Raw genomic sequence first — 15,681 nt, 5'->3', positions numbered from 1 at the left:
CGAGCGGCCCCGGGTGGATCAGGTGGGGATCTCCTGCCACGTCCTGGTGTCGGAGCTGGTCTCCACCGCGGCGAGAACGCGCTGCACCTGGAGCCCGTCGGCGAACGTCGGCGTCGGCTCGGCGCCCTCGCCGAGCGCCCGGACGAGGTCGACGACCTGGTGGGTGAAGCCGTGCTCGTAGCCGAGGCCGTGGCCCGGGGGCCACCAGCCGGCCACCCACGGGTGCTCGGGCTCGGTGACGACGATCCGGCGGAAGCCGCCCTCGGCGGCCGGCAGGGTCGCGTCGTGGAAGTGCAGGACGTTCATGTCCTCGAAGTCGAAGGCCAGGCTGCCCTTCGACCCGTTGATCTCGATCCGGATCGCGTTCTTGCGGCCGGTGGCGAAGCGGGTGGCCTCGAACGAGCCGACCGCTCCCCCGGCGAACCGCGCCAGGAACACCGCGGCGTCGTCGACGGTGACCGGCCCGCGCTCGGTACCGGCGGTGGCGGAGAGCCCGGACGAGGTCTCCGCCACCGGGCGCTCCTTGACGAACGTCTCCAGCATCCCGGAGACCTCCAGGATCCGGTCACCGGTGATGTGCTGGGTCAGGTCGATGACGTGGGCGCCGATGTCGCCGAGCGCACCCGAGCCGGCCTTGGTCTTGTCGAGGCGCCAGCTCAGCGGGGTCTCGGGGTCGGCCAGCCAGTCCTGGAGATACTGCGCACGTACGTGGTGGAGCTCCCCGAGACGACCGTCGGCGACCAGCTTCCGGGCCAGCGCGATGGCGGGCACCCGGCGGTAGGTGAACCCCACCATCGCCCGCACTCCACGCTCGGCGGCCACCGCGGCGGCCGCGGCCATCCGCTCGGCCTCGGCCACGCTGTTGGCCAGGGGCTTCTCGCAGAGCACGTGCTTGCCGGCCTCGAGCGCGGCGATCGCTATCTCCGCGTGGGTGTCGCCGGGCGTGCACACGTCGACCAGGTCGACGTCGTCGCGGGCGATCACGTCACGCCAGTCGGTGACGCTCTCCTCCCAGCCGAACCGGGTGGCGGCCTCCGCCACGCGAGTCGCGTCACGGCCGCAGAGAACCTGCATCCGCGGGGTCAGGGGAAGGTCGAAGAAGCGGTGGGCACTGCGCCAGGCGTGGGAGTGGACGGCGCCCATGAAGGCATAGCCGATCATCCCCACCCCGAGCGTGGCGTTCTGCTCGGTCATCGGAACTCGATCCTGTGTTTCGGTGGTGTCGCTCCGCGCCCGAGCGCGGAGCGATCTTGCGGTCTGACTGGGTCGGGCTCGATCAGGACTCGAAGGCCGTGGGCAGGAACTCGTCCACGTTCTCCTTGGTGACGACCGGCGCGTCCAGCTGGATGGTGCGCGGCACGGTCACCTCGACCAGGTCGGACATGGCCTTGTCCTGGGCCAGGAGCCGGGCGAGCTTGATGCCGTCAGCGGCCTGGGTGGAGGGGTAGATGACCGTCGCCTTGAGGACGCCCTTGTCAGACTCGATCTCGCGCATCGCGTTGGCCGAGCCGGCGCCGCCGACCATCGTGAACTCGTCGCGACCGGCGTTGTTGATCGCGGCGAGGACGCCGACGCCCTGGTCGTCGTCGTGGTTCCACAGGAAGTCGATCTTCGGCGCGGCCTGGAGCAGGTTGGAGGCCGCCTTCTCGCCGCCCTCGACGGTGAAGTCGGCGGCGACCCGGTTGTCGACGTCGAGGTCGCACTTGGCCAGCGCGTCCTTGAAGCCCTTGCTGCGGTCCTGGGTCAGGGGCAGCGAGTCGATGCCGGCGATCTCGGCGACGACGGCGTCCGTCTTGCCGCCGGCCTGCTCGCAGACGTACTCACCGGCCGAGACACCCATGCCGTAGTTGTCACCGAGCACGGTGACGCGGGCGGCGTTGGGGTCGTTGAACTCACGGTCGACGTTGATGACCGGGATGCCGGCCTCCATCGCCTTGAGGGCCACCGGCGTCATCGCGGCGCCGTCGAAGGGCAGCAGCACGATGGCGTCGACCTTGTCGTTGATGAAGGTCTCGACCTGGCTGATCTGCAGGCTGACGTCGTTGGTGCCCTCCGCCAGGCGAAGGTCGACGTCCTCATACGCCTCGGCGGCGGTCTTGGCCTGCTCGCTGATCGCACCCATCCAGCCGTGGTCGGCGGCGGGGGCCGAGAAGCCGATGACGACCGTGTCGCCCTTCTCGTCGTTGGAGCCGGCCTTGGCGTTGGAGGTGCCACCGACGTTCTCGGACTTCTCGGGGGTGTTGCTGATGCACGCCGAGAGGGCGAGCACCGAGAGACCGGCGACGACGATTCTTGCTGTGGACTTCAGTTTCATGGAAGTGCTCCTAGATCGTGCGAGGTGGAGAAGGGATTGGTCCGAGAGCCGTGGACGGCTGGCTGGGTGGTGTCGGGCGGTCATGACCCTGGCTGTCGAGCGAACCGCTTCTGCAGCAGCACGGCGGCGATGATGATCAGGCCCTTGGTGAAGGCCTGAGCGGAGATCGAGAGGTTGTTGATCACGAACACGTTGGTGAGGGTCGTGAAGATCAGCACCCCGAAGACGGTGCCGACGATGGTGCCGCGCCCGCCGGCGAGCAGGGTGCCGCCGATGACGACCGCGGCGATGGCGTCGAGCTCGTAGAGCTGGCCGTGGGTGGCGCTGCCGGTCGTGGTGCGGCTGACCAGCATGATCGCGGCGATGCCGCAGCAGACACCGACGAGGACGTAGAGGAGCACGGTGTGGCGGCGTACGTTGATGCCGGCCAGGCGCGAGGCCTCAGGGTTGCCGCCGATGGCCAGGGTGCGCCGGCCGAAGGTGGTGCGGTTGAGCACGACCCAGCCGATCACGGCCACGATGACGAAGATCCAGACCAGGACCGAGATCCCGAGGATGTCGCGGGAGAACGCGTCGGTGAAGCCGGGCACGCTGAGGATCTGGGTCTTGCGCGCCGAGATGATCTCGGCCAGACCACGGGCGCTGGCCATCATCGCGAGGGTGGCGATGAACGGCACCACTCCGCCGTACGCCACCAGCAGGCCGTTGATCAGACCGGCGCCCGCGCCGACCAGGAGCGCCGTGGTGACGATGAAGATCCAGTGGTAGTCGTTGGCCATCGCCTGCGTGGACAGCGTCGTGCACCAGACCGAGGACAGCGCGACCAACGCGCCCACCGAGAGGTCGATGCCGCCACCGGTGATGACGAACGTCATCCCGATGCTGACCACGCCGATCACCGCCGCGAGGCGCAGGATCGTCATCACGTTGTCGACCGAGGCGAACCGATCGCCGCCGGAGATGACGCCGACCAGGGCCAGCAGCGCCAGCGCCAGGACCAGGCCGAGGTTGTGGCCCGCGCCGCCGCGCATCAGCCGAGCGACGCCGCCGGGCTCCGCCCGGCGGGCCGCCTCCTTCTCCACCCGAGCCGTGTCCCCCTGGGCCACAGCAGCGTTCGTTGGCGTGTCGCTCATGCGACCTCTCCTTCCATCACGAGGTCCAGGACCTTCGACTCGTCGATCTCGGTGGCGGGTCCCTCGTGGACGACCGCGCCCTCGCTGATGACGAGGACCCGGTCGGCGAGACCGAGCACCTCCTCCACCTCGCTGGACACCACGACCACGGCGACACCTTCGTCGGCCAGGCGGCGGACGAGGTTGTAGATCTCGGTACGTGCCCCCACGTCGACGCCCCGGGTGGGCTCGTCGAGGAGCAGCACCTTGCAGTCGCGCAGCAGCCACCGGGCGAGCACGACCTTCTGCTGGTTGCCGCCCGACAGGTTGCGGACCGGCCGGTCCACCCCGGCCGGACGTACGTCGAGCGAGCGGCTGAGCTCCTCGGCGGCGCGGCGCTCGGCGCCGGTGTCGAGGAAGCTGCCCTTGGAGAACCGGTTCAGGGACGAGACGGTCACGTTGCGGTAGACCGCCTGGTCGAGCAGCAGCCCCTGGCTCTTGCGCTCCTCGGGGGCGAGGCCGATCCCGGCGGCCACCGCGGCGCGCACCGAGCCGCGGCGCAGCCGGCGACCGTTGACGGTGACCGTGCCCGCGCTGGAGCGGCGGGCGCCGTAGACGGTCTCCAGGATCTCCGAGCGGCCGGAGCCGACCAGGCCGGCCAGACCGACGATCTCGCCGGCGTGGACGCGGAGGTCGACGTCGTGGAAGCGGTCGCCGGACAGGCCCGTGGCCTCGAGCACCGGCGTGCCGTCCCGACCGGGTCTCGTCGCGGGGCGCTCGGGGAAGACGTACTCGATCTGGCGGCCGGTCATCAGCTTGATCAGCTGCGAGGTCGGGGTCTCCTCGACCGGGAGCCCGGTGGCCACGGTACGGCCGTCCTTGAGGACCGTGATCCGGTCGCCGATCTGGCGGATCTCCTCGAGGCGGTGGGAGATGTAGATGATCGCGACACCCTCCGCGGTGAGGCCGCGCATCACCCGGAAGAGGTTGTCCACCTCCTCCTGGTCGAGGACCGCCGACGGCTCGTCCAGGATGAGCAGGCGGGTGTCGTGGGACAGCGCTCGCGCCATGCTGACGATCTGCTGCCCGGCGGGCGAGAGGTCGCCGACCAGACGGTTCGGGTCGACCTCGCTGTGGCCGAGCCGGGCCAGGAGCGTACGCACCCGCTGGGTCGCCTCCGCCCGGCGGCTGAACCCGGCGGTGGCGAGCTCGTGGCCGAGGAAGATGTTCTCGGTCACGGTGAGCCCGGGCACCAGGTCGAGCTCCTGGTAGATCGTCGAGATGCCGCGCTTCATGGCGGCGACCGGCGTGGTCAGCCGGACCGGCTCGCCCTCCCAGAGGATCTCCCCCTCGTCGGGCTGGTACGCCGCCGAGAGCACCTTGATGAGGGTCGACTTGCCGGCGCCGTTCTGGCCGAGAAGGCAGTGCACCTCCCCCGCGCGGACGTCGAGGTCGACGCCGCCGAGGGCGAGCACGCCGGGGAACCGCTTCACGATCCCGGTCATCTCGAGCAGTACGTCACCCCCGTCTGCGCTGGCGGCGGGGCCGTCCGGCGACGGCTTCGGGGTCTGGGTCATCGGGTTCCTCCGTGCAGTTCGGGCAGGTCGGCGAGGACGGTGGGGTCGGAGAGCACCGGTTCCAGGGAGACCAGTGCGCCGCCGCGTACCGCGGCGGTGGGGCCGAAGGCAGAGATCGCGACCTGGGTGCCACCGGCACGCGGCGCGAGGACGTCGGCGGCGAGCCGCGCCTCGACGGCCGGGCGCAGCCACTCGCCGAGCACGGCGAAGTAGCCGCCGAGCACGACGGTGCCGGGGTTGAGCGTGTTGACCAGGACGGCGGCGCCCGTGCCGAGCCAGGTCCCGACCTCGTCCAGCGCGGCCAGGGTGCGGCCGTCGGCGAGCCGGGCTCGCTCGACCAGGGTGGCGAGGCGCTCCTCCAGGGTCAGCACGGGGTCGCGAACCGGGTCGTCGGGGTCGGTGGCCGCCTCGAGCAGCGCCCGCAGTCCGACCACGGTCTCCCAGCAGCCGGTGCGGCCGCAGCCGCACAGCCGACCACGAGGGTCGACCGGGAGGTGGCCGATCTCGCCGGCCCAGCCGTGCCGGCCCGGGGCCACCCGGCCGCCGCTGACGATCGCGCCGCCCAGGCCGACCTCTCCGTAGAGCACCACCATGTCGGCGCGGTCGGGATCGGCCGGGTCGAGCTCGGCGGTGGCGGCGAGGGTGGCCTCGTTGGCCACACGCACCGGCGGCACCGACGCGGCTCCGGCGGCCAGCCGGCGGCGTACGTCCTCGGCGGCGTCGATGTCGCGCCAGCCGAGGTTGGGGGCGAGGGTGACCCGCTGCGTGGCAGTGTCGACGAGGCCCGCGACACCGATGGTGATGCCCGCGACGGTGGTGCCGGCGGTGCGCGCCTCGGCGAGGGCGTCGTCGACCAGGCCCGCGACCTCGGCCAGCACACCCTCCGGCGGAAGACTGCGCCCGTCGATGCCGCGACGGAACTCGGCGATCACGGACCCGGCCAGGTCGACGGCGACGACGGCGAGATGGTCGACGTTGATCTCCGCACCGACCCCGCACACCGAGCTGCCGACGAGCCGGACCTGGACGCCGGGGCGGCCGGCGCCGCGACGGTCGGCGTCCTCGCAGGTGACCAGCCCGAGCTCGGCGAGCTCCTCGATCAGTCCGGTCGCGACCGTGCGGGTCAGTCCGGTCTCCTCGGCCAGGCGCCCACGCGAGCGCGGGCCGCGGTCGCGGAGCGACCGCAGGAGCAGGCCCATCCGCGCGGCCCGGACCGCCGCCGGGTCGGCGGTGGCGGAGACCCGCACGGTGATGTCTGCGTCGCGCACTGGTGCCTCCTGTCCGGGGTGAAGGGGTCCACCACAGACACAGCCTGTGATGGCAGTCACAGAATTCGGTGACTGAGAGACAAACTAGTGACCCCGCTCACGTTGTACAACCCTTTCGTGGCGGTTTCTGCAAAGTTTCTGTCGCACTTTGAAAAGTGATTGGACAAAGTAGCCGAAAGGGGCGCCCGGCCACGGCTGGCCGGACGCCCCTTTCAGGTCGATCGCGAGGGTCACTCGCTGGGTGCGATCACCACCTCGTCACTGCCGGTGAGCGCCGGGATGTCACCCTCGCCGGGGTCGGTGTACTCCGCCACGAAGACGGCGTTCAGATCGTCCTGCCCGGGGTCGTGGCCACCGGGGACGGTCGTCACGATCGAGCCGCTGCAGCCGTTCGCGGTGGACTGCGGGTGCCCGTGCTCGTCGTGGCCCAGGACGTACGTCACCGAGACCCGGGAGCAGTCGACGGCCTGGTCATCGGTCACCTCGACCTGGAACTGGACGGTGTCACCGAAGTGGAACGCCTCGCCGGGCGCCGGGCTGGTCGTCAGGGTCACCACCGGAACGTCGTTGCCGACGACGACGTCGACGTCTGCCGAGGCGTGCTTGCCGCGGCCCGCCTTGCCCTTGTCCGTGACGGTCAGAGTCGCACGGTAGGCCCCCGGCTCCTCGTAGGTGTGGGTGGCGGTCTTCCCGGTGGCGTCGAACGTGCCGTCACCGTCGAAGTCCCACTGGTAGACGAGCTTGTCACCATCCGGATCGGTCGTCCCGGCGCTGTCGAAGGCGACGGTCAACGGCGGCTGACCGGCGGTCTTGTCGGCGCTGATGACCGGCTTCGGGCTGTGGTTGCCGGTGCGGGCGATGTAGTCGATCCGGGACACCTGGGCCTCCTCGTTCTCGCTGAAGAACCCGTCGCCGTACTCGAGCATGTAGAGCGAGCCGTCCTTGCCGAACTCCAGGTCCATCACGTTGTCCGTGACGAAGCTGGAGAGCACCGACTCGATGCCGGTGAGCTCGCCGTCGGCATCGAGCCGCATGCCCTTGATGTAGTCCCGGCCCCACTCCGCGAACAGCGGGACACCGTCGTAGTACGCCGGCCAGGCACCGGAGAGCGGGTCCTTCGTCGCGGACTTCTGGAAGTCGTACGCCGGTCCGGCCATCGGCGCGATGCCGCCGGTGCCAAGCTCGGGGAACTCCGCAGACTGGCCGTAGGTGTACCAGACCGTCGGCTGCGTCACCGGCGGGAGCTGGGTCAGGCCGGTGTTGTGGCGCGAGTCGTTGACGGGCGCCTCGCAGTCGAACGCCGGACCCGAGACCCCGGTCGCGAAGTCGTAGTCACGGTAGGGCAGCTCAGCGGTCGCGCACAGCGGCCAGCCGTAGTTGGCAGGCTTCGTGACGACGGTCCACTTGCCCTGGCCCGCCGGGCCGCGGTCCGGGTTCGCGGAGGAGGCGTCGGGCGAGTAGTCGGCCACGTAGACGCGGTCGGTCTCCCGGTCGATCTCGATCCGGAACGGGTTGCGCAGACCCATCGCGTAGATCTCGGGGCGGGTCTTGTCGGTGCCCGGCGCGAACAGGTTCCCGGCAGGGACGGTGTAGCCGCCGCCGGCCTTCGGCTTGATCCGGAGGAGCTTGCCGCGCAGGTCGTCGGTGTTGGCGGCCGTACGCCTCGCGTCGAAGGCAGGGCTGCGGTTCTCGCGGTCGTCGAGCGGGGCGTACCCGTCGGACTGGAACGGGTCGGTGTCGTCGCCGGTGGCGAGGATCAGGTTGCCCGCGGAGTCGAAGACGATGTCGCCGCCGACGTGGCAGCAGCGCCCCCGGTCCACCGGTACGTCGATGATCTGCTGCTCGGTGGACAGGTCGATCTTGCCGCCGGCGTACTGGTAGCGCGAGAGCCGGATCGCACCCTTGAAGGGCTCGAAGTCGGCGGGCGTGCCGTACTCGGGGGCGTCACCCTCGTTGACGTCCGGCGTGGCCGGGTCGTCGACAGGGGTGTTCATCGGGGGCGAGTAGTAGACGTAGACCCACTTGTTGGTCCGGCCGTTGTATCCGGGGTCCAGAGCGATGCTCTGCAGACCCTCCTCGTCATGCTGGTAGACGTCGAACTGGGCTGCGACGCTGTTGACGCCGGTGTCGGCGTCGTTGAGCCAGACCTTCCCGGCCCGGGTGGTGTGGAGGACGTCCCCGTTGGGCAGGACCGCGAGGTCCATCGGCTCACCGGGGCGGTCGTTGAGGGTCACCTTCTCGAAGTCCGTGTCCGGCGGCGGGGCGGCCGTGGGGGCCGCGTCCGCGGACGTCGTGAGGGGGAGAACCAGGAGCCCTGAGACCACGGTCGTGGCGACGCTCCAGAGGGTGAATCTGCGCACGGTCCATCTCCTTCTCTCGCTGTCGTGGAGGGGAGCGAGATCGTCCGCGAACGTATCGATGTGACGCCGGTCACGTCAAGCGACTTGCGTACTTTCGCAAGATGATTTCGAAAGATGGGACGATAGTGCGCCTCTGAGAGGGTCGGGAGTGGGGTTTAGACCTCGCCGCTGCTTGGCGCGTACACCGAGGCGCTGATCAAGTGGGCGGCGCCGATGACGCCGCCCTCGTCGCCCAGCTCGCTGAGCACGATCGGGAGGTTGCCTGTCGCCAGCGGCAGCGAGCGGCGGTAGGTCACGCTGCGGATCTCGGCGAGCAGGCCATGGCCGAGCTTGCTGACCCGGCCGCCGATGACGATCAGGCCGGGGTTGAAGAACGAGACCAGGCTGGCCAGGACCTGGCCGATGCGGTGTCCGCTCTCCCGGATGAGCTGGACCGCCTGGGCGTCGCCGCGGGCCACCGCGATGGCGATGTCCTCGGCGCTCAGCTCGCCCTTCTCCGCGAGCAGCTCGGCCAGCACGGGCGAGCGTCCAGAACGGGCCGCGGCGAGCGCCTCGCGAGCGAGCGCCGCCCCGCCGGAGAACGCCTCCAGGCAACCGGTGTTGCCGCAGGCGCAGGTCGGCCCGAAGTCCTCGACGCGGATGTGGCCGATGTCGCCGGCGCAGCCGTCGACGCCGCGGTAGAGCTCCCCGTCGACGACGATCCCGCAGCCGATGCCGGTGCCGATCTTGACGTACAGGAAGTCACGAGCGGTCCGGGCGACACCTGCGTGCTGCTCCCCTGCCGCGAGGACGTTCACGTCGTTGTCGAGCACGACCGGACAGCCCAGCTCCCGGGCGACCGCGTCGCGCACCGGGTAGCCGTCCCAGCCCGGCATGATCGGCGGCGACACCGAGACGCCGCGGTGGAAGTCGACCGGTCCGGGTACGCCGACGCCCGCGCCCATCGGCTCGGTGACGTCGTGCTCGTCCAGGAGCGCGCGTACCTCGTCGAGGGCGGTCGCGAGCACCTTCTCCGGACCGCTGCGGATGTCGCACGCCCGGGTGCGGGTGCCGATCACCGACAGCCGGCCGTCGGTGAGGCCCACCGACATGCTGGTGGCGCCGATCGAGATGCCGACGAACCGGATGTCCGGCGCGAGGTCGACCAGGGTCGAGCGCCGGCCGCCCCGGGAGGCCGCCGGCCCCACCTCGTGGGCCAGGCCCAGCTCGGTGAGCCGGCCGACCTCGGCCGCGATCGTGGTGCGGGAGACGTTCAGCCGGTCAGCGAGCTGAACCCGCGACAGCGGGCCCTCGTCACGGAGCTGGGCGAGCAGTCGTGCCTGCATGGAAGTCTCGGCCCGGCCGGCAAGTGAATGGCGCATACCGGCGATCCTGCCATGTGACACGCCTTCCTAGCCCAGGAGCGCGTCGACGAAGGCCTCAGGGGTAAACGGTGCCAGGTCGTCGGGACCCTCACCGAGGCCGACGAGCTTGACCGGAACACCGAGCTCGCGCTGCACAGCGACGACGATGCCACCCTTGGCGGAGCCGTCGAGCTTGGTGAGGACGATGCCGCTGACCGCGACGGCCTCGCTGAAGACGCGGGCCTGGATGAGGCCGTTCTGGCCGGTGGTGGCGTCGAGGACGAGCAGCACCTCGGTGACCGGGGTCTGCTTCTCGATGACGCGCTTGACCTTGCCGAGCTCGTCCATCAGGCCGGCCTTGTTCTGCAGCCGGCCGGCGGTGTCGACGATGACGGTGTCGACGCCGGTGTCGAGGCCCTCCTTGACCGAGTCGAACGCGACGCTGGCCGGGTCGGTGCCCTCCGGGCCGCGTACGACCTCGACGCCGACGCGTTCGCCCCAGGTGGTTAGCTGCTCGGCGGCGGCCGCACGGAAGGTGTCGGCGGCACCGAGGACGACCTTGCGGTCCTCGGATACCAGGATGCGGGCGAGCTTGCCGGTGGTGGTGGTCTTGCCGGTGCCGTTGACGCCGACCATCAGCACCACACCGGGGGCGCCGTCGGCGCCGCTGACCTGGAGCCGGCGGTCCATGCCCGGGTCGACCAGCTTGATCAGCTCGTCACGCAGCGCCGCCTTGACGTCGACCTTGCCGCCCTCGACGCGCAGCCGGGTGCGCAGCCCCTCGACCAGCTCCTGGGTCGGGGCGACGCCGATGTCGGCGGTGAGCAGCAGATCCTCGATGGACTCCCAGGTGTCCTCGTCGAGCCTGTCGGAGGAGAGCAGGTTGAGCAGACCGCGGCCCAGCGCGTTGGAGCCGGCCAGGCGCTGGCGCAGCCGCACCAGGCGGGAGGCGGTGCTCTCCGGCTTCTCGATGACCGGCGCGGCGGGCTCCGCCGGCACGGTCTCCGGCTCGGCCTCCCCGACCGTCGGCTCCTCGGGGCGGGTGATGACATCGGTCCCCGCCTCGGTCGGCAGCGAACGGTCCTTGCGGCGCCGGGTGCTGGCGACCAGGCCGACGATGCCGCCGCCGATGATCGCGACAGCGGCGACCGCGATGATGACGATGAGGGTGACCATTTCCATGGGCCTCATCCAATCAAACTAGCCCTGATTTTCCGTAGTTCCTGGCTTGCGCTCACCGAGCAGCTCGGTGAGGCGGTCCTCGCGGCGGGTCTGCAGCCGGGTGGCCGGGCTGAGCGTGGGGGCCGTGTCGACGGCCCGCTCCATCGCCTGACCGAGCTTGGTGGCGTACGGCATCTTCTGTCCGCGGTGGGGGAAGACCGTGTAGACGATCACGAGTCCGGCCAGCGCGACGATGAGCAGCATCGCCACGAAGATGACAAGGATGGTCGTCACTGGCTCGGCCAGCCTCCTTCTGGATACGCACGGACGGCGTCCACCCTCGCACACCTCGCGCCCGGAGCACACAACGGCACGCGCGGGTACGCGCGCCCGCGCCCGGTGCGTCCCGTCGTACGGCGCGGGATCTCGACAACGTCCACCGGGCCGGTAGTGTTTCACGGCATGAGGATCATCGGGACAATGATGGTCCGGGACGAGGTCGACATCGTCGCCGCGATGATCGAGCACCACCTGGACCAGGGTGTCGACACGTTGATCGTCACGGACAACGCGTCGGTCGACGGGACCACCGAGGTGCTCGAGCGCTACGCCGCCACGGGACGGGTCGAGCTCCATCACGACCCCGTCCACGAGAAGCAGCAGGGCAAGGTCGTCACCGCGATGGCCCGACGTGCCCGCACCCACTTCCGCGCCGACTGGGTCCTCAACCTCGACGCCGACGAGTTCCTGGTGCCCAAGGACAAGGGCCTGACCGTACGCCAGGCGCTCGAGGCCACTCCCCTGTCGCTGAACGCCTTCACCGTCGATGTCGAGAACCTCGTCGGCCCGCCCGCCTGGACCGGCGGCGGCATCAACCGGCTCCAGTGGCGCGACCGGCGCTCCGACGAGCGCCTCGAGGCGGTCGGGCTCCACGCGCATCCGACGCCCAACGCCATCCACCGCGGCGAGTCGGACATCAAGGTCGTCCAGGGCAACCACTTCGTCTCGCTGATGAGCAACGGCCAGCCGCCCGACGAGGTCGCTCTCGAGGTGCTCCACCTCCCCTGGCGCTCCTGGGCCCAGCTGGAGCGCAAGGTGATCAACGCCGGCAAGGGCTACGAGGCCAACCCCGACCTGAAGCCGAGCCCGCGCCACCACGGGATGCGTGACTACCAGCGCTATCTGAGCGGCACGCTGCAGGACGCCTACCTCGCGCGCACGCCGACCCGGGCCGAGCTCGCCGCCGGCGCCTTCTCCGGGGACTACTCGTTCGACGACTGGCTGACCTACCACCTGCACATCGTGCTCGGCCGATCGCTCATCCCCGACCTCATGCGTGACGTGCTCGATCCGGAGAACGACAAGGCGGTGCCCGACGACGAGCACGCCCTCGGCGCCGAGCGCGGCCGGGCCGCACTGGCGGCCGAGCCCTACATCCCACCCCGCACACGCTGAAACTCTCTTCTCAGGAGGACCTGTCTTGCCCACCTTCAGGGGCGCCGTACGCCGCGGCCTCGCCGCCGCAGGTCTGCAGACCGTCCGTGCCGCCGATGCCGAGGCCGCGCGCCTGCACGGCCGGATCGACGAGCTCAAGCAGCGCAACCAGAAGCTGCGTACGAAGGTGGAGGGGCTGCAGGGCGACCGAAACCGCACCACCGCGGTGCCGGCCATCCCGGGCCTGGACCGGCTCGAGCTGCGTCGTGAGCAGGTGCTCGCCGGGGTCAAGCCCGACGCCCTGATCCTGGAGATCGGCCCCGCGCACAACGCGATCCTGCCCAAGCGGGACGGCTATGACGTACGCATCGTCGACTATCTCGACCGCGAGGGTCTGGTTCAGCGCTATGCCGGTTTCCCCCAGTACGACCCCGACGACATCGAGGAGGTCGACTACGTCTTCCGGCCGGGAACTCCCTGGTCAGACGTGATCCCGGAGCGCTTCGACCTCGTCGTCGCCTCCCATGTCATCGAGCACACGACCTCGATGATCGACTTCATCAACGAGTGCGAGAAGCTGCTCAACCCCGAAGGCGTGCTCGCCCTGGTGATCCCCGACCACCGCTACTGCTTCGACCGGTTCCGCGAACGCGCCTCGCTCTCGCGCGTCATCGACGCCTCGCTCTACCCGTCCTCGGTGCACACCATGGGCGCGGTCATCGAGGAGCGGCTCAACGCGGCCAAGCACGGCGGCATCACCGCCTGGGGCCCGCGCCACAAGGGCGACTACACCTTCGCCCACAGCCTCGACGCCGTGAAGGCGAGTGGGGCCGAAGCCCAGCGCGGGGAGCGCTACATCGACACCCACAACTGGGTCTGCACCCCCCACCACCTCCGCCTGCTGCTCCAGGATCTCGCCGACCTCGACTTCATCTCGATGCGGGAGACCTCCTTCCACGACACCGTCAAGCACGAGTTCTTCATCAACCTCTCCCCCACCGGCGAAGGCACCGGCCTCACCCGCGAGGAGCTTGTCGTCCTGGCCGACGACGAGCGCCGCGTCCTCGACCAGGCAGTCTTCGAGAAGTAGGTGTAGCCGAGTCGGCGCAACTGCGCGCCCTCGTGTAGCCGAGTCGGCGCAACTGCGCGCCTTGGAGCGAAGCGAAGCGAGCGAGGCGCGCGGTTGCGCCGACTCGGCGCGTAATCCTCTACCTCAGCGCCCATCGCCCGAAGCGTCACTAAGGACGGCCGAAGCGTCGCTTAGGTCGGCCGACTTGGCACCGCCATGACGCCTCGGCCGACGTAAGTGACGTCTCGGCCGACCGGGGTGACGTCTCGGCGGGTCAGCGGCGACGGAACTCGCGGAGGGCGAGCGCTGCGGCAAGGCCCACGACGACCCCGAGGAGGGTCTCGACGAGGCGTGACCACAGCAGGGCGTCGACGGGCTGTGGGTGGCCGAGCTGGACCATCAGCAGCGAGAGCGGGGTGATGGCGACGAGGGCGAGGCCGTAGTGACGCCCGACGAGCAGCTCGGTGACCGCTTGGAGCGCGGCGACGACCACCGCGACGACGAGGGCGGGGAGCGAGACCGAGAGAAGTACGGCTGCCAGGACCAGGCCGACCAGGGTACCGACGACGCGCTGCAGCCCGCGGGTCGTCTGCGCCAGCAGCCCGGTGACGCCGAACGGCACAGCCGCGGCGACCATCGCCCAGTAGGTGTGGCTGAGCCCGAGCGCGGTGGAGACCGTACCGGCGACCACGACCGCCACGACGACCGCGGTGGCGTGGTCGAGCCGTACCTCTCCACGGCACGCCTCGACCGAGGCTCCGCTGCCGGCCAGCCGCTCCTCGAGCAGACCGAGGAGCACGGCGATCAGGGCCGCGGCGACCGCCACGCCGACCGCCACCACGACCCCCGACAAGGTCACCGGGAGCGCGGCACAGGTCGCCACCGCGAACACCGGGAACATCGGCCCCGGAGGCCGCAGGACGAACCGGTCCGAGAGCATCGACCCGGCCGCGGCCCACACCGCGGCGACGGGGATGACGAGCCAGGCCCGGTGCGGGGATGTCGCGACGAGTGCTCCGCACAGGACCGCGGCACACATCAGCGCCCCGGCAGCGGCTTGGGTCCGCCACCGTCCCCGCAGCGGCTGGCGCCCGCCGTAGATCGAGGCGAAGGTGCCGAAACAGGCGTACGCCGCCAGCTCGATGTGTCCGGTAACGGCCAGCGCCACCAGCCCGACGAGCAGCGTCACGCTAGCGCGCCATGCGGGCGAGTGGCTTCCTGGCGCCGGTGAGACCCGGAGTGACTCCTCCATCAGCCGCTCGAGCCGGCTCCGGTCGCCGCCCAACCCATCTCCCCCGTGCCGTACCGCCCTCATCGCACCAGACACCTTACGGCCACCCGGAACCACCAGATAGTCCAGGGAGTTTCCGTCCGTTACCAGCCGGTAGAGCGACGGAAACTCCCCGGACTACCCGGCGGGTTCAGCTAAGCCGGTCGAGAAGCTCAGCGACACCGTCCCCGCGCAGGTCCGCCATCACCTCTCGCCTTCCGGCCATCGCCATGACCAAGTCGAGCAGGCGGCCGTTGACCTCGGGGCCGTCGCCGGCGACGAACTCGGCGTCGACCGCTCGGAGCCGAAGGCCCTGCACCAACGACTTGCTGTTGACCGCGAAGTCCTTGGTGGCGAAGAACCTGGCGACCGCCGAGAGCCCTCCGGGGTCGGGGTCGTGCCGGATGCCGAGGGGCCGCCGGATGTCCTCGCCGTGCACGATCATCTCCCCCAGCCCGCCGACGCTCTCCTTCCGTGGCAGCGCGATGGGTCCGATCCGGGCGTACATCTCGAGCGTCTCCTCCGGCGAGGATCCGCGGAACTCCTCGAGCCGCCTGCGGTTGTGTACGGCCGGATCGAACCTCGCCCCGATCATGCTGCGCAGCCAGGCCGGGAACGAGAGTCGCGAGGCCGCGCCGAGGTGCGCCACGACCTCCTCCGCGTCCCACTCCCCGCAGAGGGTGGCCGAGCGCCACTGCGCGGGCGAGAGCGACCTCAGGTCATCGACCAGTGCGTCCCGCTCGCGCAGCTGGATCACCGACAGCTTCGTCATG

13 protein-coding genes are annotated in these 15,681 nt (G+C 70.4%); 2 read left to right on the top strand and 11 right to left on the bottom strand.

Going from position 1 to position 15,681, the window contains the following annotated elements; translation table 11 throughout:
* Positions 1 to 18: 18 nt before the first annotated feature.
* From ABTX24_RS15055 to ABTX24_RS15015, 9 genes are all read right to left on the bottom strand, one after another.
* Positions 19 to 1,194, bottom strand: a complete 1,176-nt coding sequence (locus ABTX24_RS15055) for a Gfo/Idh/MocA family protein (RefSeq protein ID WP_160024500.1) — start codon at positions 1,192 to 1,194, stop codon at positions 19 to 21.
* An 82-nt stretch (positions 1,195 to 1,276) separates the two neighbouring features.
* Complete coding sequence (locus tag ABTX24_RS15050) at positions 1,277 to 2,314, bottom strand: substrate-binding domain-containing protein (protein ID WP_160024501.1); 1,038 nt, start codon at positions 2,312 to 2,314, stop codon at positions 1,277 to 1,279.
* 80 nt (positions 2,315 to 2,394) lie between these two features.
* Positions 2,395 to 3,447 (bottom strand): ABC transporter permease, encoded by a 1,053-nt coding sequence (locus tag ABTX24_RS15045; RefSeq protein ID WP_350840659.1) that lies wholly within the window; start codon positions 3,445 to 3,447, stop codon positions 2,395 to 2,397.
* Positions 3,444 to 5,003 carry a sugar ABC transporter ATP-binding protein gene (locus tag ABTX24_RS15040; protein ID WP_350840658.1) on the bottom strand — a complete coding sequence of 520 codons (1,560 nt, stop codon included), beginning with the start codon at positions 5,001 to 5,003 and terminating at the stop codon, positions 3,444 to 3,446. Before ABTX24_RS15040 ends, ABTX24_RS15045 begins: the two co-directional genes overlap by 4 nt.
* Positions 5,000 to 6,271 (bottom strand): ROK family transcriptional regulator, encoded by a 1,272-nt coding sequence (locus ABTX24_RS15035; protein WP_350840656.1) that lies wholly within the window; start codon positions 6,269 to 6,271, stop codon positions 5,000 to 5,002. Before ABTX24_RS15035 ends, ABTX24_RS15040 begins: the two co-directional genes overlap by 4 nt.
* A gap of 230 nt (positions 6,272 to 6,501) precedes the next feature.
* Positions 6,502 to 8,631, bottom strand: a complete 2,130-nt coding sequence (locus tag ABTX24_RS15030) for a PQQ-dependent sugar dehydrogenase (protein WP_350840654.1) — start codon at positions 8,629 to 8,631, stop codon at positions 6,502 to 6,504.
* A gap of 155 nt (positions 8,632 to 8,786) precedes the next feature.
* Complete coding sequence (locus ABTX24_RS15025) at positions 8,787 to 9,992, bottom strand: ROK family transcriptional regulator (RefSeq protein ID WP_160024504.1); 1,206 nt, start codon at positions 9,990 to 9,992, stop codon at positions 8,787 to 8,789.
* Positions 9,993 to 10,022: 30 nt separating this feature from the next.
* Positions 10,023 to 11,156 carry a signal recognition particle-docking protein FtsY gene (gene ftsY, locus ABTX24_RS15020; protein WP_502890907.1) on the bottom strand — a complete coding sequence of 378 codons (1,134 nt, stop codon included), beginning with the start codon at positions 11,154 to 11,156 and terminating at the stop codon, positions 10,023 to 10,025.
* A gap of 18 nt (positions 11,157 to 11,174) precedes the next feature.
* Entirely contained in the window at positions 11,175 to 11,429 is a 255-nt protein-coding gene (locus tag ABTX24_RS15015) for a hypothetical protein (protein WP_160024505.1), read from the bottom strand.
* A 168-nt stretch (positions 11,430 to 11,597) separates the two neighbouring features.
* Between ABTX24_RS15015 and ABTX24_RS15010 the strand changes: the two genes are divergently transcribed.
* Entirely contained in the window at positions 11,598 to 12,590 is a 993-nt protein-coding gene (locus ABTX24_RS15010; RefSeq protein ID WP_350840650.1) for a glycosyltransferase family 2 protein, read from the top strand.
* Between the two features lie 25 nt (positions 12,591 to 12,615).
* Positions 12,616 to 13,659 (top strand): methyltransferase domain-containing protein, encoded by a 1,044-nt coding sequence (locus ABTX24_RS15005; protein WP_350840648.1) that lies wholly within the window; start codon positions 12,616 to 12,618, stop codon positions 13,657 to 13,659.
* 253 nt (positions 13,660 to 13,912) lie between these two features.
* Here ABTX24_RS15005 and ABTX24_RS15000 read toward each other — a convergent pair whose 3' ends face one another.
* Together ABTX24_RS15000 and ABTX24_RS14995 are read right to left on the bottom strand one after the other, a co-directional pair.
* Positions 13,913 to 14,827 (bottom strand): FUSC family protein, encoded by a 915-nt coding sequence (locus tag ABTX24_RS15000; RefSeq protein WP_350840646.1) that lies wholly within the window; start codon positions 14,825 to 14,827, stop codon positions 13,913 to 13,915.
* Positions 14,828 to 15,059: 232 nt separating this feature from the next.
* Entirely contained in the window at positions 15,060 to 15,680 is a 621-nt protein-coding gene (locus ABTX24_RS14995) for a maleylpyruvate isomerase family mycothiol-dependent enzyme (RefSeq protein ID WP_350840645.1), read from the bottom strand.
* Between the last annotated feature and the right edge of the window lies 1 nt (position 15,681).

This window comes from Nocardioides sp. NPDC127514, assembly GCF_040302125.1.
In the GTDB taxonomy this organism is placed as follows: domain Bacteria; phylum Actinomycetota; class Actinomycetes; order Propionibacteriales; family Nocardioidaceae; genus Nocardioides.
This window is presented reverse-complemented; position numbering and strand designations above follow the sequence as displayed.

Excerpts from the sequence above, each read along its gene's own strand:
- ABTX24_RS15010 (WP_350840650.1), top strand. The coding sequence starts at position 11,598 with ATGAGGATCATCGGGACAATGATGGTCCGGGACGAGGTCGACATCGTC.
- ABTX24_RS15045 (WP_350840659.1), bottom strand. The coding sequence starts at position 3,447 with ATGAGCGACACGCCAACGAACGCTGCTGTGGCCCAGGGGGACACGGCT.
- ABTX24_RS15050 (WP_160024501.1), bottom strand. The coding sequence starts at position 2,314 with ATGAAACTGAAGTCCACAGCAAGAATCGTCGTCGCCGGTCTCTCGGTG.
- ftsY (WP_502890907.1), bottom strand. The coding sequence starts at position 11,156 with ATGGAAATGGTCACCCTCATCGTCATCATCGCGGTCGCCGCTGTCGCG.
- ABTX24_RS14995 (WP_350840645.1), bottom strand. The coding sequence starts at position 15,680 with ATGACGAAGCTGTCGGTGATCCAGCTGCGCGAGCGGGACGCACTGGTC.
- ABTX24_RS15025 (WP_160024504.1), bottom strand. The coding sequence starts at position 9,992 with ATGCGCCATTCACTTGCCGGCCGGGCCGAGACTTCCATGCAGGCACGA.
- ABTX24_RS15055 (WP_160024500.1), bottom strand. The coding sequence starts at position 1,194 with ATGACCGAGCAGAACGCCACGCTCGGGGTGGGGATGATCGGCTATGCC.
- ABTX24_RS15040 (WP_350840658.1), bottom strand. The coding sequence starts at position 5,003 with ATGACCCAGACCCCGAAGCCGTCGCCGGACGGCCCCGCCGCCAGCGCA.